Origin of the sequence: Thalassospira sp. MCCC 1A01148, assembly GCF_001613795.1 — a bacterium.
Classification (GTDB): domain Bacteria; phylum Pseudomonadota; class Alphaproteobacteria; order Rhodospirillales; family Thalassospiraceae; genus Thalassospira.
Map to the genome: position 1 here is coordinate 376,585 of NZ_LPVZ01000020.1, position 24,311 is coordinate 400,895.

General features: G+C 52.5%; 19 protein-coding genes, 2 tRNA genes and 1 pseudogene. 6 read left to right on the top strand and 16 right to left on the bottom strand.

Features of this window, described 5'->3' with window-relative positions:
* The first annotated feature begins 2 nt into the window (after window positions 1-2).
* Entirely contained in the window at window positions 3-497 is a 495-nt protein-coding gene (locus tag AUQ43_RS20680) for a Mov34/MPN/PAD-1 family protein (protein WP_369813475.1), read from the top strand.
* Between the two features lie 7 nt (window positions 498-504).
* Here AUQ43_RS20680 and AUQ43_RS11235 read toward each other — a convergent pair.
* The 3 genes and pseudogenes from AUQ43_RS11235 to AUQ43_RS20565 form a co-directional block, all read right to left on the bottom strand.
* Window positions 505-581 (bottom strand) — tRNA-Ile (locus AUQ43_RS11235).
* Between the two features lie 153 nt (window positions 582-734).
* On the bottom strand, window positions 735-1,106 hold the full coding sequence (locus tag AUQ43_RS11240; RefSeq protein WP_062956370.1) for an MbcA/ParS/Xre antitoxin family protein: 372 nt from the start codon (window positions 1,104-1,106) through the stop codon (window positions 735-737).
* Between the two features lie 75 nt (window positions 1,107-1,181).
* Window positions 1,182-1,429 (bottom strand): annotated as a pseudogene (locus AUQ43_RS20565) (IS3 family transposase); the annotation flags it as partial.
* 234 nt (window positions 1,430-1,663) lie between these two features.
* Between AUQ43_RS20565 and AUQ43_RS11250 the strand changes: the two are divergent.
* Window positions 1,664-2,113 (top strand): antitoxin Xre-like helix-turn-helix domain-containing protein, encoded by a 450-nt coding sequence (locus AUQ43_RS11250; RefSeq protein WP_198157168.1) that lies wholly within the window; start codon window positions 1,664-1,666, stop codon window positions 2,111-2,113.
* Between the two features lie 487 nt (window positions 2,114-2,600).
* On the opposite strand, the gene AUQ43_RS20440 is transcribed toward AUQ43_RS11250, so the two are convergent.
* The 10 genes from AUQ43_RS20440 to AUQ43_RS20300 all read right to left on the bottom strand — a co-directional run bounded on the left by AUQ43_RS20440 (window position 2,601) and on the right by AUQ43_RS20300 (window position 14,864).
* Window positions 2,601-3,539, bottom strand: a complete 939-nt coding sequence (locus AUQ43_RS20440; RefSeq protein WP_181838532.1) for a hypothetical protein — start codon at window positions 3,537-3,539, stop codon at window positions 2,601-2,603.
* A 31-nt stretch (window positions 3,540-3,570) separates the two neighbouring features.
* Entirely contained in the window at window positions 3,571-5,133 is a 1,563-nt protein-coding gene (locus tag AUQ43_RS11265) for a TniQ family protein (protein WP_084272074.1), read from the bottom strand.
* On the bottom strand, window positions 5,120-6,088 hold the full coding sequence (locus AUQ43_RS11270; protein ID WP_062956375.1) for a TniB family NTP-binding protein: 969 nt from the start codon (window positions 6,086-6,088) through the stop codon (window positions 5,120-5,122). Before AUQ43_RS11270 ends, AUQ43_RS11265 begins: the two co-directional genes overlap by 14 nt.
* Window positions 6,081-8,129 (bottom strand): Mu transposase C-terminal domain-containing protein, encoded by a 2,049-nt coding sequence (locus AUQ43_RS11275; protein ID WP_062956376.1) that lies wholly within the window; start codon window positions 8,127-8,129, stop codon window positions 6,081-6,083. Before AUQ43_RS11275 ends, AUQ43_RS11270 begins: the two co-directional genes overlap by 8 nt.
* A complete protein-coding gene (locus tag AUQ43_RS11280) occupies window positions 8,126-8,761 on the bottom strand; it encodes a TnsA endonuclease N-terminal domain-containing protein (protein ID WP_062956377.1) in 636 nt (211 codons plus the stop codon). Before AUQ43_RS11280 ends, AUQ43_RS11275 begins: the two co-directional genes overlap by 4 nt.
* Before the next feature lie 848 nt (window positions 8,762-9,609).
* Window positions 9,610-9,686, bottom strand: a tRNA-Ile gene (locus tag AUQ43_RS11285).
* A gap of 107 nt (window positions 9,687-9,793) precedes the next feature.
* Entirely contained in the window at window positions 9,794-11,860 is a 2,067-nt protein-coding gene (gene rpoD, locus AUQ43_RS11290) for an RNA polymerase sigma factor RpoD (RefSeq protein WP_062956378.1), read from the bottom strand.
* A 115-nt stretch (window positions 11,861-11,975) separates the two neighbouring features.
* Entirely contained in the window at window positions 11,976-13,865 is a 1,890-nt protein-coding gene (gene dnaG / locus AUQ43_RS11295) for a DNA primase (RefSeq protein ID WP_062956379.1), read from the bottom strand.
* A gap of 161 nt (window positions 13,866-14,026) precedes the next feature.
* Window positions 14,027-14,482: a GatB/YqeY domain-containing protein gene (locus tag AUQ43_RS11300; RefSeq protein ID WP_062956380.1), complete on the bottom strand. Its 456-nt coding sequence runs from the start codon at window positions 14,480-14,482 to the stop codon at window positions 14,027-14,029.
* An 82-nt stretch (window positions 14,483-14,564) separates the two neighbouring features.
* Window positions 14,565-14,864, bottom strand: a complete 300-nt coding sequence (locus AUQ43_RS20300) for a hypothetical protein (RefSeq protein ID WP_114129797.1) — start codon at window positions 14,862-14,864, stop codon at window positions 14,565-14,567.
* On the opposite strand from AUQ43_RS20300, the gene carA reads away from it, so the two are divergent.
* The 3 genes from carA to greA all read left to right on the top strand — a co-directional run bounded on the left by carA (window position 14,851) and on the right by greA (window position 19,932).
* Window positions 14,851-16,017, top strand: a complete 1,167-nt coding sequence (gene carA / locus AUQ43_RS11305; RefSeq protein ID WP_062956381.1) for a glutamine-hydrolyzing carbamoyl-phosphate synthase small subunit — start codon at window positions 14,851-14,853, stop codon at window positions 16,015-16,017. The two genes, AUQ43_RS20300 and carA, sit on opposite strands and share 14 nt — an antisense overlap.
* Window positions 16,018-16,113: 96 nt before the next feature.
* On the top strand, window positions 16,114-19,356 hold the full coding sequence (gene carB, locus AUQ43_RS11310; RefSeq protein ID WP_062957257.1) for a carbamoyl-phosphate synthase large subunit: 3,243 nt from the start codon (window positions 16,114-16,116) through the stop codon (window positions 19,354-19,356).
* A gap of 102 nt (window positions 19,357-19,458) precedes the next feature.
* A complete protein-coding gene (gene greA / locus AUQ43_RS11315; protein ID WP_062956382.1) occupies window positions 19,459-19,932 on the top strand; it encodes a transcription elongation factor GreA in 474 nt (157 codons plus the stop codon).
* Between the two features lie 135 nt (window positions 19,933-20,067).
* On the opposite strand, the gene AUQ43_RS11320 is transcribed toward greA, so the two are convergent.
* From AUQ43_RS11320 to AUQ43_RS11330, 3 genes are all read right to left on the bottom strand, one after another.
* On the bottom strand, window positions 20,068-21,531 hold the full coding sequence (locus AUQ43_RS11320; RefSeq protein WP_062956383.1) for a methyl-accepting chemotaxis protein: 1,464 nt from the start codon (window positions 21,529-21,531) through the stop codon (window positions 20,068-20,070).
* 17 nt (window positions 21,532-21,548) lie between these two features.
* The gene (locus AUQ43_RS11325; protein ID WP_062956384.1) at window positions 21,549-21,926 is read right to left on the bottom strand and encodes a hypothetical protein; all 378 of its coding nucleotides are present in this window, start codon (window positions 21,924-21,926) and stop codon (window positions 21,549-21,551) included.
* 373 nt (window positions 21,927-22,299) lie between these two features.
* Window positions 22,300-22,785, bottom strand: a complete 486-nt coding sequence (locus tag AUQ43_RS11330; protein ID WP_062956385.1) for an Lrp/AsnC family transcriptional regulator — start codon at window positions 22,783-22,785, stop codon at window positions 22,300-22,302.
* A 346-nt stretch (window positions 22,786-23,131) separates the two neighbouring features.
* Here AUQ43_RS11330 and trxB point away from each other — a divergent pair, with 346 nt between their 5' ends.
* Complete coding sequence (trxB, locus tag AUQ43_RS11335) at window positions 23,132-24,082, top strand: thioredoxin-disulfide reductase (RefSeq protein WP_062956386.1); 951 nt, start codon at window positions 23,132-23,134, stop codon at window positions 24,080-24,082.
* Window positions 24,083-24,311 lie beyond the last annotated feature (229 nt).

The following is a 24,311-nucleotide window of genomic DNA, read 5'->3' on the forward strand; positions in this document are numbered from 1 at the left end:
ATGTGTTAGTAGAAAAGTCGACATTACTAAGTTTAGAGAACAAGACTGAAGGCCAATCGGCCCAGAATGAACAAGGAGGTTTACTACTAGGTTACAGAAAGAAGTCAGGCCTTCAGATCACTGGCTTTACACTTCCTCAAAGGTCAGACTTAGCGTCTCCGATGATTTTCAAGCGCAATTCAGAAGGACACGCGCAACTTGCTTTGAAAGCATGGGGGGAATCAAGAGGAACTGTCGACTGGATAGGGGAGTGGCATACTCATCCCGCCGGGAACTCGGCACCTTCAACAACAGACATAGCAAACTGGGTGAGGCTTTCAGAACATACAAAAAAACCAATGGTGTTCTTAATTTTATCTAAGCTTGGCTGGTATGTAGGCCTGCAACACCACTCTCCAAAGCGGCTAGTCCCATTGCAATGTATTGAGTCAAATTCCAATGCGGCCTTATTCGGAAAATGTCCGAACGATCACCAAAAAGTCAAATGCACACAATGAAGAAGAATGGTGGGCCCGGCGAGACTCGAACTCGCAACCAGACCGTTATGAGCGGTCGGCTCTAACCAATTGAGCTACAGGCCCTACTCGAGCAAACGTTGGAGTGTAACGAATGGTCGATACGCCGCCGTAAACTAGATAATTTCAGCCCAAGGTCAAGCGCAAACTCAGATCGCGATCATGGACGTTAACGGCATGACCGGTGGATCAATTTGCCTCTGAAGCTTTGATTTCAAACTAGTGAGCATTTTCAGCTTCAAGATATTCTTTTACCTGGAGAATGCCCTCAACACCTCTTTGCATCATTACTTCTAGGGCACTCATCCCACTGAAGATTTGGTTGGGCTTTCTCACCCACTGATACCCTCTCCGTTTGTCGACAAAAAGCACCCTCAGCTGCGTATGAATGCCTAGCAACAAATGTGCCCGAAGCAACATATCTTCACTAGGACTTTGCTGCTCGTTCCCAAACGCTATCTCGTTGCAACCAAGCACAATCTGCGCTTCGGCATCCGTCAGTTCCCAGTTCTTAAGCAACCTTAAGGCCGCTCGGCACAATGCTTGAGCTTCCTTCTGAGTAAGTACGTTCTCCACCTGCCTTTTCGACATCCTCACCTCCAGTGGGGAGCACTGAACTCACCAATATCACTGAACACCCCCTGGAATTGTAGAAACCCGGTTTGATCAGATTTGTCGTCTTTCGAATTCGACGGGTGACTGCATCCCGTTGGTACTATGTTTGCTCTTCGGATTGTAGAACAGTTCTATGTAATAGAGGCTCCCTGCCGTGCTTCATCCCCTGATTTATGGACCCTGCGGCGAAAGCGTTTGCGTTTAACCGTGTTGAAGAAACTTTCGGCAACAGCATCGTCACAGCAGTTCCCAAGGCGGCTCATACTATGTTCAAGATTGTGCTGACGAAGGAAAACGGCCAGTCGGGCAACACTGTTCGGACCGCAACTCTTTCCCATATCCGGCGAACCAGAGCGGGCTACCTTTTGGCGGAAACTTTTACGGGATTGTATCCGAGGCTCTTTGTACACCCAAAGTGAATCTCCACCCCGCCTTGTTGGTCACCTAAAAGGAGATAGTTGGTCATTGGCGAGGGCAAGACATGACACGGTGTGGTATCCTGAAAGCCTCCAAGACAACTACAGGCAAGACAAATGCCGCCGAATGTTCCGCTAAATCTCGAAGAACCAGGTCAACGTTTGACCGAGGTTGCATTGAAAGCATTAACTCGGATCTTCGTTGAATGGAGGCTCTCTCAAACAGAAGCTGCGGCTATCGCTGACTTGTCAGCAAGCAGCTGGAAGCGTATTGAAGCCGGCGACTACAACAGGAAACTAAGCAAAGATCAGATGTTGAGGATCGGCAACATTGTTGGGATCTACAAGTGCCTGAAGCTATACTTCAATGAACCGATAGCATCGAAATGGATTAGCCTCGAGAATGACGGACCTCTTTTCCGGGGACAGAGACCGGTAGACAGCTTGATAGAGCAAGGACTTCCGCAGTTCTTTAGGGTACGCACCTATTTAGGTGCATTACTAGCAGGACAAGATCCTGATTTGACCATTGAACCTGAACAACTAGAAAACTGCTTTCATACCTAACCGGGCTGTTCCTCGGCTCTGATCGCGATCAGCCGGTCGCTCTGATACGTCACTGTGAAACACCCCTCTCATTCAGCAAACGCGTCAACCGGTTTCTGAAACGCGACAATTCATAGATCCACTGCTTCCGCACAACCTCGACGACCTTCAGCCTTTGATCCGGGCAGTTAACAAAGTAACTCTCAGCTGCGGCAATCAACCTTTCCGCAGTGACCGGGAGCTTTGACCGCAAAATCAATCCAGCAACGTCAAAGACATTTGCTTCGATCTGGTTGGTTGCACGCTCGTGTTCGCCACGGGCGACGGCAACGCATTTTTCCAACAAATCATCTTCAAAATCTCTAGCCGGCATTGGCACACCATTATTCAGAGAAGCTTCGAACTACACCACGGAAGGGCTGCATGCCAAATCAACCGATTAGAATTGCGAATGCAGGCAAAGCTAATTATCAATAGCTCGCTGTTTAGCGCTCGAACATCGTTACATTCACAGTCTTTCAAGTAGAGCGTTCAGTTTTCCCGCGCCTCGTGAATAAAGTGGCACCAAGCTGGCGACATCTGCTGTTTCTTCCAGTAAGCGTGGCAAGAAACTCTCAAACTGCTCTCGACGTAAACCTTGAGTTTTGATCTGATCAATCACGCCTTCGAGATCACTAGCGCACGCGGCGAAGAACACGACTTGCTCCATGACATCTCTCATTAACTCCCCGGAAAAAGTACCCTCGAAAAGATCAACCAGCGACGAAGCAAATTCGTCATTCAGTGCAACGCTTGGAAGAGTCTTACCAAGATTCTCTTTGTATGAGCCAACTTCAAGCGCTTTCCCCCCAAGATCGTAAAGCACGAAAACCTTGATACCGGGGGCCTTCACGGAAGGTCTGACGCTAAACCACCCACCTGACTGATTAAAATAGCATTGCCCAAAAACGAATGGTTCGCTCTTGGCGCACTCAAACAAAACCTTAGGTCCGGCCCTGAAAACCTCGTCTCGGAATGCTTTGATGTTTTCTGGCGGGTTGACAAGCGTAAGGCGAACTTCATCGGGAGCGGCGAAACCAACTATCGAGGCATACAACGAAGTACGACCAGACAGTCCAAGACTGTGATCTTGCATAAATCTACGTGAAAGTGCGCTTACAACAGTTTTTATATCTGCTGGTTTGTGACCGTTAAGAAAAGCGCCCTTACGCTTGTGTTCATTCCGCTTAGTGATCAGCTTCCTACATTCAACCTCAAGCCATGAACCATGAGATGACGCCAGTGCTTCGATGAACTCGAGCTCATCTACCGTCAACTCCGCAAGGATATCATGGAACCTCCATCCCCGCTCATAGGCGTTTAGCATTTCTTGCTCACTCAAGCGCCTTTCTCTGTTTCCCTGCCAGAGCAGTGCACGCAAGAACGGCAACTCGGGTTGAATTGCCATGGTTTGACTCCTCCGACTAAAGCGAACTAGCTCACACCGGGTCATACTCCACAGCGGCCTCATTGCCAAAAATCTTCTTGAGGGCAGTTGGGTCCACCCCAAACTTGAGAAAGCCTCGCTCAGTTTGAGAATACATGAGCAACTCGACCTCCCCGTTTCTGATCATATCCAGAAGCTTCACATACGAGAGGCCTTGCTTATTATACTTTCGAACGGCAGCAACCAACTGCACGGGATCAGAGCTTTGCTCCTCCAGACTTTCCTCAAGTTCATGGAGAAACCCGGCAAGCACGTCCTTATCAAATTGCCAACTGTGGTGTCCATCCAAGTCTGGGGAGTGATAGGGCGTTAGGAACCCTGCTTTGACAAGGGTCTTCAGAGTGTGCAGAGAGACCGACAGCATATACGCAGCGGACTTAATCCCAATCAGCCGTCGCTTCAAGTCGAGGTAGGCTTCAATACTCTCGTGCGTAACAAACCGCTGGACGCTCTGACCTCTTCGAACCGCGATTGTCTTGAGCATACCTTTTCTCATCAGTCTTGACAGCGTACTCTTTCCAACTCGCAAACAAACACGGGCATCTGATCCGCAAGCAAGCCATTTGTGACGCCCTGGCTTGGGAGCGACTTTACCAACGAGGCTTTGCAATTTGCCCTTCGCTAACAGACCAAGACATTCCTCAAAACCCCGGAAGATAGTCGGGAATTGCGACTGATTGCTCTCAGCACAATGATACAACCGCGCAAAACGCTCGGCAAAAAAAGACGAACCAGAATAGTTGTCGATCGGTACAATCAATTTTCCGAGATATCGCATGAAACCCTGAGGCCAATCGGCAAGAGCGTCAGCTGCAGTTGCAACTTGAGCTATAACTCTATCTTCACTCATCCGGCAGTATCCTCGGCCATCAACCCTGCCACCTATATGCAGAGACGATCCCAGCAATACGATTGTCTCAATCGCTTCACGAAGAGAAGCCTGCTTTAGTTCTTCCGGAAATCCATATTTATCCGCCCTAAAGTCAGTCCCTACAAACTTGTTGGAAAGAAGTCTTAGCAGTCCAACATGGGCTTCTGAAATTGTAGGCTTATTCCACTCTTGAAAATCCATACAGCTACAGAAATCCACTGTTGTACGAGAATACCCTGCCTCCTCGTCACATTCTGAACATGTACTGCGCAGTTTGCACCCATGCTTCGGACAATGGGTCACAAATCGTAAGTCCCAAGCTGCTGAGAGATAGCCACTCTCCCGAGCGCATTGTGAACAGATCTCTTTTGTTGGCCACTTGAGAAAGTAGCGCGAGATCATTTCACCATTCTCTATCAGAACCTTGGAATGATTGCCTTCGACTGTATTTAAGGGCGCTAACCTACTAATCTCTTCAAGAGGTTGCTGCAAAGCGTATGCAAGTGCCGGCAACCCCTTCTTCCAAGTTGAAGGCTTCATTGTCGCATAGGTCAAACCCGCAAGGCTCAAAATCCACCCTGAACTCTCGTAGCAATTGGTATCAGCAACTCTGATTAGGTAACCGATCAAGCTCTCGCCACGTATCGGCGGAGAAGGAATTGATACAGCCTCAGAACGGTCCATTTTCGAACTCCACCTGCTGCTGTTTCGGAAGCCTCCGCCCAGTTCTCGGTTTCCGTTTAACTTCTTGTGGCGGCCTAGCGGCAGAGGTATCCAACTCCCTAATGTCTACTTCCAATTCTTCCAGGGCACACTGCAAATGCAGCTCAGTAAGCGTTGTACTATCCGAGAGCATTGCGATCTCAACAGCCCGGTGAATGATCTTTGTGATACTACCAATCAGCCCTTTGCAAGATCTCGCCAGTCCCAACATGACATCGTTTTTTAGCAGGACTGATTCCGCCGGGTCCGGTAGAGGTAACTCCATGTTCATGAAGTGGAACAACATAAGGAGCTCTTTTGCTCCGCCCTTGGTCGAGGGATCAAACGGCAAAAGTTCGATACGCGCTCGACGACGGGTTGCCAATTGCGGGTTCAACAGAAATATCTCGTTGACCTCAGGAAGACCCGCGACAAGTACTGGCCTACGCAGGATTTCCAACTGCGTTTTTAGCCAGTCCGCACTGTCATATCTGCGTGCTTGGCTGCCTTTGTTTGTCAAATGCTGAAATTCATCAAAGATGAGCATCTCAACACTGGCGTGATCCGCAATCTTCGTAATCCGCTGCTCCATTGACTCAAGCGTCCCCTTGGTCGCACACGGATCCCCTAATGCATGGAGGATACGGGAGGCTAGGTTTTTGATGGTACAACTCTGCGGGATGACAATAGAAAGAACCCGATTGCGAACATCTCCGCTATTCGCAGTCGAACAGAAGTTTTCAATTACTGACGATTTCCCAGCCCCGGTTTCACCGACGAGCGTCGTGATCCCTGGCGCGCTAGCTTGGACACCAGAGATGTGAAAGTTTGCTATTCTGGCCGTAGCTTGCTGAAACTGGCTGTGGTGGACCCGGCGATTTTGGAACGCAGCCAACTGGCGTGCCTGCTGTTTGGTTAGCAACTTTACATCACTCATCGTCACCTCCTGCTTTACGGGGTGGCGACGTCGATCTCCAATGCGACCGTTCGATCTCTGCTATGATCTCATCAGATGAAAAATCAAAAACTGGAATGGGCGATTCACCGCATTCTTTCCCGTCAGTTGCTGTGTCCAAGTTGGTTACCACATCAGCGGCAATTTCTTCTCGAAGATACCGATGCGCTCTATTGCGCTGCGTTTTCCTCTTGCTACGCTTCACTTTCTGGGCGAGTTCGAAAGTCGTCGTGCGTGCGTTTAGAAGCGCTTCTTCCGAGTGCTTGCGTGCACCATTAGTCTCTTTGGAAACTACACTCCGCACCAACTTATGCCGCCAAACCGATAAACCGTCTGCATACGCTGCGTACAGGCATCTTGCCGGTAAGAAAACTCGGTTCTGCGTGTCCTCAACATAGACAGTGAGTAGGTTTTCTGGATCGTATTTCACGCGGACTTTTGGGTTGCCCCCCAAGTTCATTTTTCCAGTCATCAGCCGACGATAAAGCAGTTGAATCGCTTCTGACTGGAATTGCAGATTGAACAACCGCACACCTATCCGCGAAAGCGTACATGTTTCGACGCACGAAGTCAGAACGCTTAAATCTTCCAAATTGCTCAGGAGACGGACCGGATGCTTTTCTGTGCCTCTTGTCCATCTTCGAATGGGGCAGTCTCTGATCCCTTCGTGATAGGTGTTTGGGTACTCATCCACCACAAACTTCGTCACAAGCAACATCAGATCTTGAATAGTAAGCTTTGCGTTCTTTTCGGATTGGTAGTCACCGCGCTGTTGAGTGTTGGAAAAGGTTGTCCCATCAAGCGTATGGATCAGCTTTGAATTGAGCGTTTCAAAAAAACGCTCGACCTTCCCTTTGTAGCGTGGCTTTCGTTTCGGGTTGTATTCAATAGAAATTCCAAGCTGACTTAAGGCATCAAGCAAATTCTGTGAGTGGAACTCCAGACCATTATCTACAACCAAATCAGCGATCATTCCAAAACAAGGCCATTCATATTCAATGTCAGCTTCTATTTCATTGCCGCCTTGGGCTTTGAATTCATCAAGAACGGTCTGAATGAACTTGTCCTTTGGAGGTATGGCATTTCTCAAACATCTCATGACTGAACGATATGAGGGTGGTTCAGGGCTCATATCAAACCCGACCACCATGCGGCTGTAGCTGTCTATCGCTAACGTCAACCAAACGCGCCCCATGACATCTCCGTTTGGGTAGACAACTAATAGATCAATCAGATGGTGATCTATCTCGACCCGCTCCAGCGGATAGTTCGTACTCACCCCCGAACCAACAGGACCAAACTTCTGATCTGCCGCTTGTTGCCCATGGTGGGCCAGTAGCACCTCATATGGGTCCAGCTTGCTTAGGTACCGGTAAACTGTCCGACGGCTGGGAGCTTTTAACTTCATGCCAACTGCCGCAGTCTCATTCTCCTTTTTTATTCGACGACAGATAGCCCGATAAATCTCTGTTCCAGTACTGTATTCAGGCTTCAGATACCGTTCATGCACAATCTCCCAAACGATACTTTCAAGTCGATTGTCAAAACGCATATGCTGCGGGCCCTTGAAGCAATTTCTAGGCAACAAGGCACGAATATCTCTCCCGCCAGAGACCCAGGATTTGTACCAGCGTATTAGAGTGCGCTTGGAAGGAATGTCATCACGACCTTCTTTGTCACAACGCCTAATTACGCAACCAACCGCTTGATTGAGGTTTCTTGCGCCTGAAGCTCCATCCACCTGCTTGACAAATGTGAGTCTGGCTCGGGCTTCAGCTCGCTCCTGATCACTAAAAGAGTCAAAGGAGACCAACTGGTGCTGAGCACAATTGGTAGAGGCACACAAAATCTCCGCTTCACCATCAAACACAGCCTGCGCAATCTCTTTAGACGGTATAAGCATCGGCTCGCCGGTATCCAGACTACTGAGATGAACGTCTTGGTTTTCGGTCAAAGTCACGACCTTGTATTGCGCGCCATGAAAGGCTAGGCGAGAGCCTTCTGGAAGATGAATTCTCGTCATTTCCCTGCCCCCTCGTCCACGAGTTCGACAGTGGACATCATCCCGATCTTCTCATCCAGATTGAGCTTGAGTTGTCCAGTTGCGACCAGCGTCAAAGCGTCTTCAAGGGTCGCCTCATCGCCTATGATTTCCACCAAATCCCGAATCAGGCAATTTCCTGAGCTTCGTAAATAGCCCCTGAACCTATTTGCACAGAACTTTGGAGACGCGCTAAGGCGGTGAGGACTAAGGGACTTAACGTTTGAACGTCTTGGTTCACGCCGAATGTCATCTTCTGTCCAGATCTCGAACTGATAGCCTTTTTCGGCTAACACCGTTTCGATAACCGGGAACCGCTTCAAATTCTCGGGCTTCCCAAGATCGCGCTTGGGTTTGACCTCAATCACTTTCTGACCGAAGCCCCCAGTGATCAAGATGTCCGGAAAATATACTCTGTCTCGACCATCAAATTGATAAGTCAATTTGAATGGCTGCACAGCAATATCATCCACTTCAGGAATAAGATCGAGAATGATGAGGGCGTCTCTCTCAAGCTGAGATTCCCAGGGAAGCAGACGTTTGGCCTTACGACTGTAGTAAAGCCCGTGAACTCTCCCTTTGCTGCGGCTTACAACTTGGCGTACCGGTTTCATGATAAGTTTCTCCTTCGCATGAAGCAGGCAAGGCTCACCCGTGGCGTGCTGACACGCAGTGCTTGCCTTGGATTTGGCAACGTGCTAAAGGAAAAGGTGCAAACTATATCGCTTTAGCGACGTGAATGGCCGGTTCAGTTATCTGGATCGGTTTTTTGCGTTTATGGGCCTCCCTTTACGGATTTATTTCGACCACCATAATCCTGCTACAGGCATTTTTGTCAACGCGCCCACAAGGTAGAATATCTACCCTTGATTGCATCTGATTCTTTTTAAAAACTGTCAATTCTGTATTACCCATCCATATCCAGTCTAAAATTCCCAAATCAATTTTTACAGAATACATATAAATACATAATCATTTCTGTATCAAAATTAGGGATATGTCAGTTCACTGGAAGCGATCTAAATATGGTATGCCCTTCAACAAGCAACAGATATTTTTATGTATTTCCCAAAATAGATCCAAATTCTGTATCCATTTCAAAAATACATAATTCAACCTATGGTTTAACTTTGATTTAAAATGACGTGGTCTAAATAGCCAATTTTAGGCTAAGCCAGCTTGGAAAAGACCTGATGCTGATTGAATAGCGAAAAGACTCGGGGCTGCTTTGTGAGTTTACGCTCGTATTGAGACGCCGTAGGACCGACCACGTCAAACTCCGGACGCGGGTTTCTAGTCTATGCGAACAACGAACCAGCTAATCACCGTTTCGTTGATGCTCTAAACATAGATGAGAAGAAGCTAGCCGCCGTAGAGCGAAATCGTTGTCAACTTCTTGGCACGAATGACAGCTTTTATGGCACGAATGACAACTTTTGTGGCACGTGACAATTATTACCCGTGGTAGGCCCGGAGGGACTTGAACCCCCAACCAGACCGTTATGAGCGGTCGGCTCTAACCAATTGAGCTACGGGCCCCCAAGACAAAATGTCCGGGTAAAGAAAAGACCGCACCAGATCACCGGTGCGGTCCCGAAAACTAGCGATTTTCGGGCCAAGGTCAAGCCCGAACGTCGCGTAATTTCTTAATAATCGAGGAACGAACGCAGTTTGCGCGAGCGCGACGGATGCTTGAGCTTGCGCAGCGCTTTTGCTTCGATCTGACGGATACGTTCGCGGGTCACAGAGAACTGCTGACCAACCTCTTCGAGGGTGTGGTCGGTGTTCATGCCGATCCCGAAACGCATACGCAGAACACGTTCTTCACGCGGGGTGAGCGATGCCAGAACGCGCGTGGTGGTTTCACGCAGGTTGGCCTGGATCGCAGCATCAAGCGGCTGAACGGCGTTCTTGTCTTCGATGAAATCGCCAAGATGGCTGTCTTCCTCGTCCCCGATGGGGGTTTCGAGCGAGATCGGCTCCTTGGCGATTTTCAGAACCTTGCGGACCTTCTCAAGCGGCATCTGCAGTTTTTCAGCCAGCTCTTCCGGGGTCGGTTCACGGCCGATTTCATGCAGCATCTGGCGTGACGTACGCACCAGCTTGTTGATGGTCTCTATCATGTGAACCGGAATACGGATCGTGCGCGCCTGATCGGCGATCGAACGCGTAATGGCCTGACGGATCCACCAGGTCGCATAGGTCGAGAATTTGTACCCGCGGCGATATTCGAATTTGTCCACCGCCTTCATCAGGCCAATGTTGCCTTCCTGAATCAGGTCAAGGAACTGAAGACCACGGTTGGTATATTTCTTGGCGATCGAGATCACGAGACGCAGGTTGGCCTCGATCATTTCCTTTTTCGCCCGGCCGGCTTCGCGTTCGCCCTTGTTGACCACGCCATAAACGCGACGGAATTCGCCAATCGGCAGGCCGACCTCGGCGGAAACACCACCAACGCCTTCGCGCAGGTTGGCAATTTCATCGGAGTAGCGTTCGACAAAGGTTTTCCACCCCTTGCCCGGCAAGCCGCCAACGCGCTCCATCCAGTTCGGGTCAAGTTCATGGCCCTGATACTGTTTGATGAAGTCCGGACGTTTGATCTTGCAACGATCCGCAAAGCGCAGAAGCTTGCCTTCAAGACCCAGCAGACGGTTGTTCAAACCGGTCATGTGATCCAGAAGCTCTTCGATACGGAAGTTGTTCAGGTGAACATCTTCCATCAGATCGACCATCTCGTTCTTGAGCTTGTTATAGCGCTTCTCGGTTGCGGCCGGGACGGCTTCACCCTTGTTCAGCGCCACAAGACGCTGTTCCTGCGCCTTGTGCAATTTCTCATAGGTCTTGGCGATCAGTTCGAACTTCTCAAGAACCTGCTCGGTCAGTTCCTCTTCCATTTTGGAAAGCGAAACGTTGACCTGCTCGTTCTCGTCATCGTCGTCGTCTTCGCCGTCACCCTCACCTTCTTCGCCTTCGGATTTTTCGGACTCTTCTTCGTCGTCCTCTTCTTCCTCGGCCTCGTCGGTAATGCCTGCGGGGGTTTCGGTTTCTGCCTCGTCATCATCGTCATTGGCAGATTCAAAGCTTTCGACATCGGCTTCCGCATCGACGTCGGTATCTTCTTCGTCCTCACCCTCGGCTGCGGCGATTTCCGCCTCCGGACCACCGCCATAGGTGGTTTCAAGGTCAATAACGTCACGCAGCAAAAGCTCGCCAGCCTGAAGCTGGTCATGCCAATTCACGATCGCACGAATGGTCAGCGGGGATTCGCAGATCCCGCCAATCATCATGTCACGACCGGCTTCAATACGTTTGGCAATGGCGATTTCGCCTTCGCGCGAAAGCAGCTCAACACTGCCCATTTCGCGCAGATACATACGTACCGGGTCATCGGTCCGGCCAACATCTTCTTCCGAGATGTTGCCACGCGGATCGGCTTCGGCATCGTCGCTGTCGTCATTGTCGTCGGCTTCGTCAGCATCGATGACATTGATGCCCATCTCGTTGAGATTGCTCATCACGTCTTCGATCTGCTCCGAGGAGAAATGCTCGGATGGCAGGGCCGCGTTCAACTCATCGACCGAGATGTGGCCTTTCTCCTTGCCCTTGGCAATGAGCTTTTTAATGGCCGCCTTGTATGTATCGAGAAGAGGTCCGTCTGCGTTTTCAGAAGAGTTCTTTTTCTCTTCAGCGTTCGAAGTCTTAGACGACATCTATTCCCCGTTTCCCGCTGGGTACGTTCGTACCGTTGTTGTCCCAAGCGCCGTATCTCTTAGCGCAAATCACAAATAGCCCGATCGCTGATCCAGACCACACATTGATCCAAGATCAGTCGTCGAGCTTAAACACTTTCTCCCGGCGCCGGGCGAGATCGTCTCGTCGATGAGAAAACCTCTCCCATTCCTCCTCGCTGGTATCTGCTGCCAACTGTCGGACGGCGTATTTTGCCTCTTCGTCCTCCAGGGAGCTTACAGCCATGGAAAAAACCTGCTTCCAACCCGTCAGGGCCCGTTCAAGCGGCGTTTCGGGCTTGGCGAAAGCAGCGTGCGCAATTACATCCGCACCAACCACCCGCAAAACTGTCTCTGACAGCCCGTCGCGCTCCAAATGGGCCTTGATCGTTTCGCAATCAAGTCCAGGATCATCGTCAAGCAGCTTTAAGACGGCCCGACGAAGATTGTCAAGCGCGGAGTCTGCACAACTATAGATTCCAAGCTGTTCACCGATCTCGTCATGCAAGGCAGGATGATTGATCAGCGTCAGCAAAAGAATGGAGTCCTGCAGGTCGCGCTTCTTTTGCATGGGCGGTCGCGACATGCCCGGTACCGCTTTACCGGCCGGACCCCAGAAATGGTCATTTTTTCCGCGTTTGCCACCCCAGCCGCTTTTTTTATTTTGAAACCCACCGGAATAACCGGAGCGGTTTGCAGCCTTTCCGCCGCGATCACCCTTGAACAGTTTCCAGATGCGGTCGCGGAAAAACGAATTGTATTGTGACCGCACAGCTTCGTCGGCGATCACGGAGATGCGCTGATTGATCGTGGCTTCAAGGGCAGCACGCCGTTCAGGGGTATCAATCTTGTGCGTCCCTGCATCCATGCGCCAGACAAGCTCTGCCAACGGCACGGCATGATCAATAATTTTGCGAAAACTGTTAAAGCCGTCCGGGGCTGCCATCAAACTATCGGGGTCCTCACCCTCGGGCAGGATGGAAAACAGCAATGATTTGCCGGGGCGCAGGATCGGCAGGGCACGTTCGGCCGCACGCACAGCGGCCCGCTTTCCGGCGGCATCCCCATCCAGACACAGGATCGGCTCGTTGGTCATTTTCCAAAGTTCACCAATCTGTTCTTCGGTCACCGCGGTGCCAAGTGGGGCCACCGCCCCACGAAAGCCCGCACGATGCAGGGCAATCACATCCATATAGCCTTCGGTCACGATGATCGGCGCATCCTGTTGTGATGCTTCGCGCGCCTGCGGCAGGCCATACAGCAACCGCCCCTTGTGAAACAGCGGGGTGTCCGGGCTGTTAAGGTATTTCGGCTTGCCGTCGCCCATGACACGGCCACCAAACGCGACCACCCGTCCACGCCGATCCAGGATCGGGAACATCACCCGGCCACGGAACCGGTCATAGCTTTGACGACCGCTATCTTCGGGCTCAATCAGAAGCCCGGCCTCGACCATCAGCTTTTCATCGATATCTTCGCGGTTAAGCGCGGCCTTAAGGGCCCCGCGGTTATCCGGGGCATACCCCAGCCGGAAATCAGAAATGGTTTTGTCATCCAGCCCGCGCTGATGGAAGTAATCAAGCCCTTCCTTGCCTTCGGGCATGCGCAGCATGCGCTCAAAGAACGCACAGGCTGCTTCCATGACCTCGTAAAGGGTTTTGGCCTTTTTTTCGCGTTCCTGCGCTTCGCGCGATTGTTTAGGAACCTCCATACCGACCTGGTTGGCCAGTACTTCGACCGCCTCGACAAAGGTCAGGCCGCGGGTATTCATCACAAAGCTGATGACATCGCCATGCGCCCCGCAGCCAAAGCAGTGATAGAAACCCTTTTGCTCGTTGACGGTAAACGACGGGGATTTTTCAGAATGGAACGGGCACAGCCCGGAATATTCCCGGCCGCGTTTGATCAGCTTCACCGATGTACCGACGACGTCCGCCAGCCCCACCCGTGCCCGCAGGTCGTCAAGAAACGACTGGGGAAAGCTCATGTGTGCCCCGTTCCCGTAATGCCACAGCAACATGCTGCGACGAAGTTGATTGGTCCCTGCCCCGGTTGACCTGATTTGATGTGATTATTGCCCGGTCCCGGGACGACGAAAGCCGGACGATTTTACACGCCCGGCTTCCAAATTACAGTGTGCTGTTAGGATTAACCCAACAGTTTTTTGGCAACACCGCCAGCTTTGCCGAAATCCATCGTACCGCTGTACTTCTCGCGAAGGGCGGCCATGGTGCGGCCCATATCCTTAAGGCAGGTTGCACCGATTTCCGAAACCGTACCGCGCACGGCTTCTTCGATTTCGTCATCTGACAACTGGGCTGGCAGGAACTTTTCGATCACCGCAATTTCTTGCGCTTCCTGTTCTGCCAGTTCCGGGCGGTTGCCCTTGGTGTACATTTCGATGCTTTCACGGCGTTGCTTTACCATCGCCTGAAGCAGATTGATGATCTCGTCATCTGAAATGCCGTCCGTGTTGCCATCGCTCCGCGCGGCAATATCGCGTTCTTTCAGTGCAGCCAGAATAAGGCGCACGGTGGTTACGGAGCAGGCATCCTTTTCGAGGACAGCCTTTTTCAAAGCGTCATTAAGCTGCGATCGCAGCATGGCTCATCTCTGATTCTGTGGAAGAAAGGAGCGAACATACCGCAAATCGGCAATTGAAGCAAAGAAAACATTAACATCTAAGTTATTGATTTAATTGAATAAATAAAAGTTTAGATGCGTTCTTGACATGCCATGCCGACTCCCGTAGACATCCGCCAATTTGCCTGCCGGGATCACGCTTTGCCCCGCTTTCAGCATGCAACACTGCCGCTTTAACCATCGTCAGTTCATCTTGCTGGAAACCGCTTGGCACGTCTGCATGGCCGGTATGCAGGTTAATTGCAGCCGTTTTTATCGGCTTGCGTAGAAATATTATATATAAAAAGACTCCGTGTTTCACCGTGGAAAGATCGAAAGGACATTTGCCAATGTCAGCGCCCACGCACACCCCGCCACCTGGTGCTTCTGCCGTTCTGGTTCTCGCAGACGGTTCAGTTTTTTGGGGACGCGGCGTCGGGGCCCGAGGAGAGGTCGTTGGTGAAGTCTGCTTCAACACCTCGATCACGGGCTATCAGGAAATCATGACCGACCCGTCTTACGCCGGTCAGATGATCACCTTTACCTTCCCCCATATCGGCAATGTCGGCACCAACGACGAAGATATAGAAAACGCCAAACCGGTCGCCCTTGGCTGCATCCTGCGCCAGGACATTACCGATCCTTCGAGCTACCGCGCCCAGAAGCATTTCAACGAGTGGCTGGCAGAACATGGCCGGATCGGGATTGCAGGCGTTGATACCCGCCACCTGACCAAACGTATCCGGACCGAAGGCGCACCAAACGGTGTGATCTGCCACAGCCCGGACGGCACCTTTGATATCCCGGCACTCATCGCCAAGGCCAATGACTGGCCGGGCCTTGAAGGCATGGACCTTGCCAAGGACAACAGCTGTACCACCGGTTACGACTGGGACGAAGCGCTTTGGACCCGCGAAGGCGGATATGGCAAGGTCGGCAATGCCAAGCACCATGTCGTTGCCATCGATTACGGTGTTAAACGCAACATCCTGCGCAACTTGGCCAGCCTTGATTGCAAGGTCTCGGTTGTTCCGGCCACTACCCCGGCCGATGAAATTCTTGCGATGAACCCGGATGGCATCTTCCTGTCAAACGGCCCGGGCGATCCGGCAGCCACTGGCGAATATGCGGTCCCGACCATCAAAACCCTGATCGACAGCGGCAAGCCGGTCTTTGGCATCTGTCTTGGTCACCAGATGATGGCGCTGGCACTTGGTGCGAAAACCATGAAAATGGATGTCGGCCATCGTGGTGCGAACCACCCGGTCAAGGACACGACCACCGGCGTTGTTGAAATCACATCCCAGAACCATGGCTTTGTCGTCGACAAGGACAGCCTGCCTGACAACGTCGAAGCAACGCACTTCTCGCTGTTTGATGGTTCGCTTGCGGGATTGCGTCTTAAGGACAAGCCGGTCTTTGCGGTTCAGTACCACCCCGAAGCATCGCCGGGGCCACATGACAGCCACTACCTGTTCAAACGTTTCGTTGGTCTGATCGAGGACGCCAAAGCCTGACCCGATAATCAGGACACGCCCAAGACTACGCGATTAACGGACTTAAACGAGGCGGTGCTGCCATCGCGCCTGCCCTTGCGAAAAGCGGAAAACGACATGCCGAAACGTACAGATATCAAATCAATCCTCATCATCGGCGCCGGCCCGATTGTTATTGGTCAGGCTTGCGAGTTTGACTATTCCGGTGCTCAGGCCTGTAAGGCGCTCAAGGAAGAGGGTTACCGCGTCATTCTGGTCAACTCGAACCCGGCGACCATCATGACGGACCCGAACCTGGCCGATGCAACCTATATCGAGCCGATCAAACCCGCCATGGTTGCCAAGATCATCGAAAAGGAACGCCCGGACGCGATCCTGCCGACCATGGGCGGTCAGACGGCTCTGAACACGGCCCTTGCCCTGCATGATGATGGCACGCTTGAAAAATACGGCGTCGAGATGATCGGTGCGAAGAAGCACGTCATCGAAAAGGCCGAAGACCGTCAGCTGTTCCGCGAAGCCATGGACAAGATCGGCCTTGAAAGTGCCCGTTCTGCGATGGTCAGCACCTTCGAGGACGCGGTCAAGGCGCTTGAGGTCACAGGCCTTCCGGCGATCATCCGCCCAAGCTTCACCCTGGGTGGTGAAGGTGGCGGCATTGCCTATAACCGTGAAGAATTCGAACAGATCGTGCGCAACGGTCTGGCAATTTCCCCGACCCACACGGTCCTGATCGAAGAGTCCATTCTGGGCTGGAAAGAATATGAAATGGAAGTCGTCCGCGACAATGCGGATAACTGCATCATCATTTGCTCGATCGAAAACGTCGACCCGATGGGCATCCACACGGGTGACTCGATCACGGTGGCCCCGGCCCTGACCCTGACCGACAAAGAATACCAGATCATGCGCGACGCATCGCTTGCCGTCCTGCGCGAGATCGGTGTTGATACCGGTGGCTCGAACGTTCAGTTCGCGGTGAACCCCGATGACGGTCGTCTGATCGTCATTGAAATGAACCCGCGCGTGTCGCGCTCCTCGGCGCTGGCATCCAAGGCAACCGGTTTCCCGATTGCCAAGATCGCCGCAAAGCTGGCAGTTGGTTACACCCTTGATGAACTTGATAACGACATCACCGGCGTAACCCCGGCCTCGTTCGAGCCGACCATTGATTATGTCGTCACCAAAATCCCGCGCTTCACCTTTGAAAAATTCCCGGGTGCCAAGCCGCTTTTGGGTACTGCGATGAAGTCGGTTGGTGAAGCCATGTCAATCGGTGGCTGCTTTGCCGAAAGCCTGCAAAAAGGCCTGCGTTCGATGGAGACCGGGCTTACCGGCCTGAATGAAGTCAAAATCGAAGGTGCCCCGGACAAGGCCGCCATCCGTGCGAAGCTGACCCAGCCGATCCCGTTCCGTATTCTTTACGCCGCCCAGGCTTTCCGCCATGGCCTGACGCTTGAAGAAATCCAGACGGCAACGAAGTTTGATCCCTGGTATCTCAAACAACTTGAAATGCTGGTTGGAGAAGAAGAAAAAGTCCGTGCCAATGGCATCCCGGCCGACAAGCAGGAACTGTTGCGCCTCAAGAAGCTTGGCTTCTCGGATGCGCGCCTTGCCGAGTTGGCCGGCAAGGAAGAAGACGCTGTCCGTGCAGACCGTCAGGCGCTTGGCCTGCGCCCGGTTTACAAACGTATCGATACCTGTGCAGCCGAATTCCCGTCACGTACCTCCTACATGTATTCCATGTATGAAGGTGATGGCTTCTTCGAGCCGGAAAACGAAGCCGAAGTCACCGACCGCAAGAAAGTCATCATTCTTGGTGGTGGGCCGAACCGTATCGGTCAGGGCATCGAGTTTGACTACTGCTGTGTGCACGCGGCCTATGCGCTGCGCGAAGCAGGCGTTGAAGCCATCATGGTCAACTGTAACCCGGAAACGGTTTCAACGGACTATGACACCTCCGACCGCCTGTATTTCGAGCCGCTGACCGCCGAGGACGTGATCGAGCTTTGCCAGCTTGAACAGTCCAAGGGCGAGCTGCTTGGCGTGATTGTTCAGTATGGTGGTCAGACCCCGCTGAAACTTTCCGCCGCACTTGAAAATGCCGGTATCCCGATCCTCGGCACCAGCCCGGACAGCATTGACCTTGCCGAAGACCGCGACCGGTTCCAGGAACTGATCAACAAGCTTGGCATGAAGCAGCCGGCCAACGGCATTGCCCGTTCAGTCGACGAAGCTGTCCAGATCGCCGAGGGCATCGGTTATCCGATCGTCATCCGCCCAAGCTATGTTCTGGGTGGTCGTGCGATGGAAATCGTACACACCACCGACGACCTTCTGCGCTACATGCACGAAGCCGTACAGGTTTCGGGCAAAAGCCCGGTCCTGATCGACAGCTTCCTGCTTGATGCGATTGAAATTGATGCCGATGCGGTGTCAGACGGCGAGAACGTTTTTGTCGCAGGCATCATGCAGCACATCGAGGAAGCCGGCATTCATTCCGGTGACTCGGCGTGTTCGCTGCCGCCCTATTCGCTTGATGATGCGATGATCGAACGCCTCAAGGCGCAGACGGTTGAACTTGCCAAGGCGCTTGATGTCGTCGGCCTGATGAACGTTCAGTTCGCGATCAAGGATGACGAGATCTATCTGATCGAGGTCAACCCGCGTGCCTCGCGTACGGTTCCGTTCGTCGCCAAGGCCACCGGCAACCCGATTGCCAAAATCGGCGCCCGCATCATGGCTGGCGAAAAGCTTGGTGACTTTGACATTGATCACGGTCCGTTCAAGCATATTGCCGTCAAGGAAGCGGTCCTTCCCTTCAACCGCTTCCCGGGCGTCGACACACTGCTTGGCCCGGAAATGCGCTCGACCGGTGAGGTCATGGGTCTTGATACCGATTTCGGTCGCGCCTTTGCCAAGGCACAGATGGCAGCAGGTCATACCCTGCCGCTTGAAGGCAAGGTGTTCATCTCGGTCAAAAACTATGACAAGCCTGCCGCTGTTCAACTGGCGCGCGACGCCATTGCCCTTGGTTTTGGTGTGGTTGCAACCCACGGAACGGCGGAAGTTCTTGAAAAAGAAGGGCTGGACGTCACCCCGGTCAATAAGGTACAGGAAGGACGTCCCCACATTGTGGACATGATGAAGAACGGCGATATCAAACTGGTGTTCAACACCACAGAGAGCAAACAGGCCGTGGTCGACAGTTTCTCGATCCGCCGGACCGCTCTTACCGATGACATCCCGTACTACACCACAGTTGCCGGTGCCCGTGCTACTTTGCGTGCAATCGACAACCTGAAACGCGGCGCACTTGCAGTCCGACCCGTTCAGGAATATCTTGGGGACAAGTACTAAGGTTCTCGTTCGAACCTGACGGAAGAATTCAGACCGCCCGGCGGGATGCCGGGCGGTTGATTTTGTAGTATCGACCGCTAATAAGAATAGGCTGTGAGCGCGATGGAAAAAGTACCAATGACCCCCCAGGGGCATCAGCGTCTCGAAGAAGAACTGAAGCATCGCAAGTCCGTTGAACGCCTTGAAATCATCAAGGCCATCGCGGACGCCCGTGAGCATGGCGATCTTTCGGAAAACGCCGAATACCATGCCGCACGCGAACGCCAAAGTTTCTGCGAAGGTCGTATTGCCGAGCTCGAAGACGTTCTGAGCCGCTCCGAAGTGATCGACGTGCCATCTTTGGCTGGCAATGTCGTTAAATTCGGCGCCAAGGTAGAACTTGTCGACGAAGACACCGAAGAGGAAACCACCTATCAGGTGGTCGGCCCGATTGAAGCCGACATCAATGCAGGTCGTATTTCGACCACGTCTCCGATCGGTCGTGCGCTGATTGGCAAGTCGGTTGGTGATTCTGTCGAAGTCACCGTACCGGGCGGCACCAAAAGCTATGAAATTCTGAAGGTCGATTTTTCCTGACCGGGAAACAGCTGATCAAGATCAGGCCCGGGAAATTCCCGGGCTTTTTTCATTTCAGAATTTCATCGAGACACAGACAAAAAAAAAGCCGGGCAGATGCCCGGCTTTTTTGCTGGTTGGGACGCAGGCTGGAACTTATCCGGATTTCGCCAACTGATCGAGAACCGCCTCGACATTGCGGTTAAGATCGGTTGCTTCGGACCCAAGATGATCCGCACTTCCCAAAAGATCAGTTGCGGTTTCGCCAGTCTGATCAGAAATTTCGGAAAGCTGATGGATCAGGTCAGAAAGATCGCGTGTCGCATCAACAGTAACATTCAGGCTTTGGGCAATCTCACGGGTTGCGTTCTGTTGTTCATCCATGGTCGACGAAATGGTTGCCGCAACTTCCACCAGATCCCCGATGGTTTCCGAAACACCATTTACGGCAGCCACTGAATCACCTGTCGCTGACTGAATGTCTGCAATCTGTTGGGCGATTTCATCGGTCGCACGGGCGGTCTGGTTGGCAAGGTTCTTGACCTCGTTGGCCACAACAGCAAAGCCTTTGCCGGCCTCACCCGCACGGGCGGCCTCGATTGTCGCATTCAACGCCAGCAAGTTGGTTTGGGACGCGATATCGGTAATCAGGTTAACGACCTCGCCGATTTTATCAGCCGCGTTTGACAGCCATTCGATCCGCTCGCTCGCAGTTGAGGAACGCGAAACCGCATTGTCGGTAATCTCGCGCGCCCGGACGATCTGGCGCGAAATCTCGTCTGCCGATGCGTTGATCTCCTCAACAGCCGATGCCGCTGACTGGACGTTTTGCGACGTTTCCTCGGACGCGTGTACAGCACCAACAGAGGCATCACGCCCCCGACGCGCACGTTCGTTAAGATGTTGGGCGCGCTGCTGAAGCTGGACCGATTCTGCGTCAACCGCGCTCGCAGATTTACCAATCATTGCGGTAATCTGCTCTGCCAGTTCACGTTTGAAGTTATCGCGTTCAACATTGCGCTGTTTGCGCAGCTGCTCGTTCTGGGCAAGCAGTGTCTGCGCCGAACTTGCCGCTTCTTCGGCCTCGCTGCGTGCCGTTTCGGCATTGGCCAGCGTCTGGTACAGGCTTTTGCTTGACCAAATCAAAACGCCGGCTTCAACAATCACAACAACGGCGTGCAGCACGACACGGAAGAAATCCGCACCCTCGGGAAATACCCAGTACGGTACCGCAAAATTCAAAACCAGATGGTGCAGGGCAATCACCCCGGACACCACCACAATCGTTTTCCAGCACACCAGCGCGCCAAGCACAGCCAGGGCGGCAAAGAAATACATGTGGATGTCGATCTGCCATTCATGCCCGCGGAAGGCATATACCAGCACCGCGACCTGCAAAATCAACGCAGAGGCAACAATAAAGCGCGAAATCTGCGCCTGCGGGCCAGCTGCACGACAAACAACAAATGCAATGACTGCAAATATCGCGCTCGCGATCAGCGGCGAAACAGCGTCACCGCTTGCAAAATGCCCGGCAATCGCGCTCAGCGGTATATGCACAGCCATGATGACAAACAGGGCTTTAATCGCATTGGCGCGAATTTCTTGTAACTTTTCCATAGGTTTTCACCCAACTCTCAAAAGGCGTTCTTCGCTGCGCCAGCATCGAAACAGGCTGACGTAATCAACGGCGACATTGCAAACAAAGCACCGAAATCCTCGGCTTCCGGCACCGCGCCATCGTCACGAACGACGACAGCCATGCGCCCAAAGCCCCCGAATCTCGCAACACGACCACCAGCCTCGCCGACTTGTTCGAGAATTTCCTGCTCGGTCATCGTGAACGGAAAAACCATCCCGACACCCTGCATGGCATCAGATGGCCGATAAGAAAGGACAGCCAGAAGCGTCACCCCGACAATCGCAAAAAGGATCGTCGGCACGATCCCGCGCCAACCGTCCTCTTCAACGGCATAGTTCGTGCTGGTTTCCGGGGCTTTTTGAAATGCTTCCAATTACTATCCTAAGATATAAACAGTAAACCTTATGTATAAGTACTATACTTATTGCTATCTAGTGTTCCTGACAAGGATTTTCATCCGGACGTTTAGGAAGAAAGATGCAAGACATCTATAGATAGCCCCTTGCTAAATATCTGTTTTGCAGGACTTTCTTCCTACGATCAAATTCGCGTCCGGATCACTTTCACGCACGCGCATGGCTCCATTGCCGATATCGTATAGACCGGATGCAACACGTATAGGTTTATTGGAGATGATACCTTGCCCCTATCCTTACAAGGGTCATGCAACAAATAAACCGGCGCAAATTGGCGCCGGTTTTACTGTCAACATCATAGGCTTATGAGCAGGTATGAGAGGCCCTTGATCAGTCCTCGACATCAATATCAATCGGCACGCCCGGCATGTTTTTCGCCGTGCGAATCGAAAGGGCCGATTTGACGTGATTAACGTTCTCGGCAACGGTCAGTTCGGTGGTCAGGAATTTCTGATATTCATCCCAGCTGTGTGAGACAATCTTAAGCAGAAAGTCCATTTCACCAGCCACCATGTGGCATTCGCGGACTTCCGGCCACTCCGCAGCACGGGCCTCGAACGCGCGCAGGTCGTGCTCCGCCTGGCTTGCCAGCCCCACCATCGCAAACACAGTCACATTATAGCCAAGCGCCTGTGCATCTACTTCGGCGTGATAGCCCTGAATGAAGCCGGTTTCTTCAAGAGCACGCACACGACGCAGGCAGGGAGGTGCTGAAATACCTGCACGGCGTGCAAGTTCCACATTGGTCATGCGGCCATCTTCCTGCAGATCGCGCAAGATTCTGCGGTCGATCTTGTCGAGTTTGACCCGTTGCATTTATTCCTCGATTCTGTGCGCGAAAGTTACCCCGATTGAAACAATATTACAGCGAGGCAGGTTGCTGGCAATAATATAATCCACGTCATAATGCAATCTTGTGCTTGGATACCGTAGCTGAAAATGCTGCAGAATCCGGTTTCCGGGCACCCTGTTGCCGGGTTGACGCCATTCAAACAACGTCCCCTGTTGCCTTCCGGATTTTACTGGTTTCAGACGTGAAATTTTATCCCGCATCAGGCGCTCTGCCTCGGTCTGCAAACTTTTCCTCTGGCGGTTGCGTCTTTCGCGGTCTCCTCATATGTTCGACATCAGTTTTTACTCATCTCGGACATATACAGACACCATGGCCCAGGAACATCAGACCAAAGTCCTTATCATTGGCTCCGGCCCTGCCGGTTACACCGCCGCGATCTATGCAGCACGTGCCAACCTCGAACCCATGATGGTTATGGGCCTTCAGCCGGGCGGCCAGTTGACGATCACCACCGATGTCGAAAACTATCCGGGCTTTGCCGATGTCATCCAGGGCCCATGGCTGATGGATCAGATGAAGGCGCAGGCCGAACATGTCGGCACTAAAATGGTGCATGACCTGATCACCGAGGTCGATTTTTCCAAGCGTCCATTCGTCTGCAAGGGCGACTCCGGCGATACTTATATTGCCGAGACCGTCATTATCTCGACCGGTGCACAGGCCCGCTGGCTGGGCCTGCCCGGCGAAGAAAAATTCAATGGCCGCGGCGTTTCAGCCTGCGCGACCTGTGATGGCTTCTTCTATCGCAACAAACCGGTCACGGTTGTTGGCGGCGGCAACACCGCCGTTGAAGAAGCACTTTACCTGGCGGGCATCTGCTCCAAGGTGACCCTGATCCACCGCCGCGACGAGCTTCGGGCAGAAAAGATGCTGCAGGAACGCCTGCTGAAGCACGAAAAGATCGAAGTCGTCTGGGACAGCGTTGTCGACGACATTCTGGGCGGTGACGGCCCGATGGACGGGGTAGAGGCCGTACGTGTGCGCAATGTCAAAACCGATGCCGTACTTGATATCCCGGCAGACGGTTTCTTTGTTGCCATCGGTCATGACCCGGCAACTGCCGTGTTCAAGGGCCAGGTCCAAATGGATGATGAAAACTATATCCTCGTCAAACCGGGCACCACAGTGACCAACGTCGAAGGCGTTTACGCCGCAGGCGACGTCACCGACAAAGTTTACCGTCAGGCCGTGACAGCAGCGGGCATGGGCTGCATGGCGGCCCTTGAAGCTGAAAAATTCATCGCCGAGCACGAAGCCTGATCTTTTGGCACAAGGTGATGCAAACACCAAAAGGGGACGCTTCTGGCGTCCCCTTTTTTAATGGTTCCAACCTTCCGCGACCCCGCCGGTTCCCTGACATTGCGCCGCAAATCGTGACGCACCGTGATCAGACCATGAAAATGTCTTCTTGCAGAAAATGCTACAGGCCTCATATTGATTGAATAATCATGTACTTGGTCAAAGCCTGTGAGGCACTTAACAGTGTTGA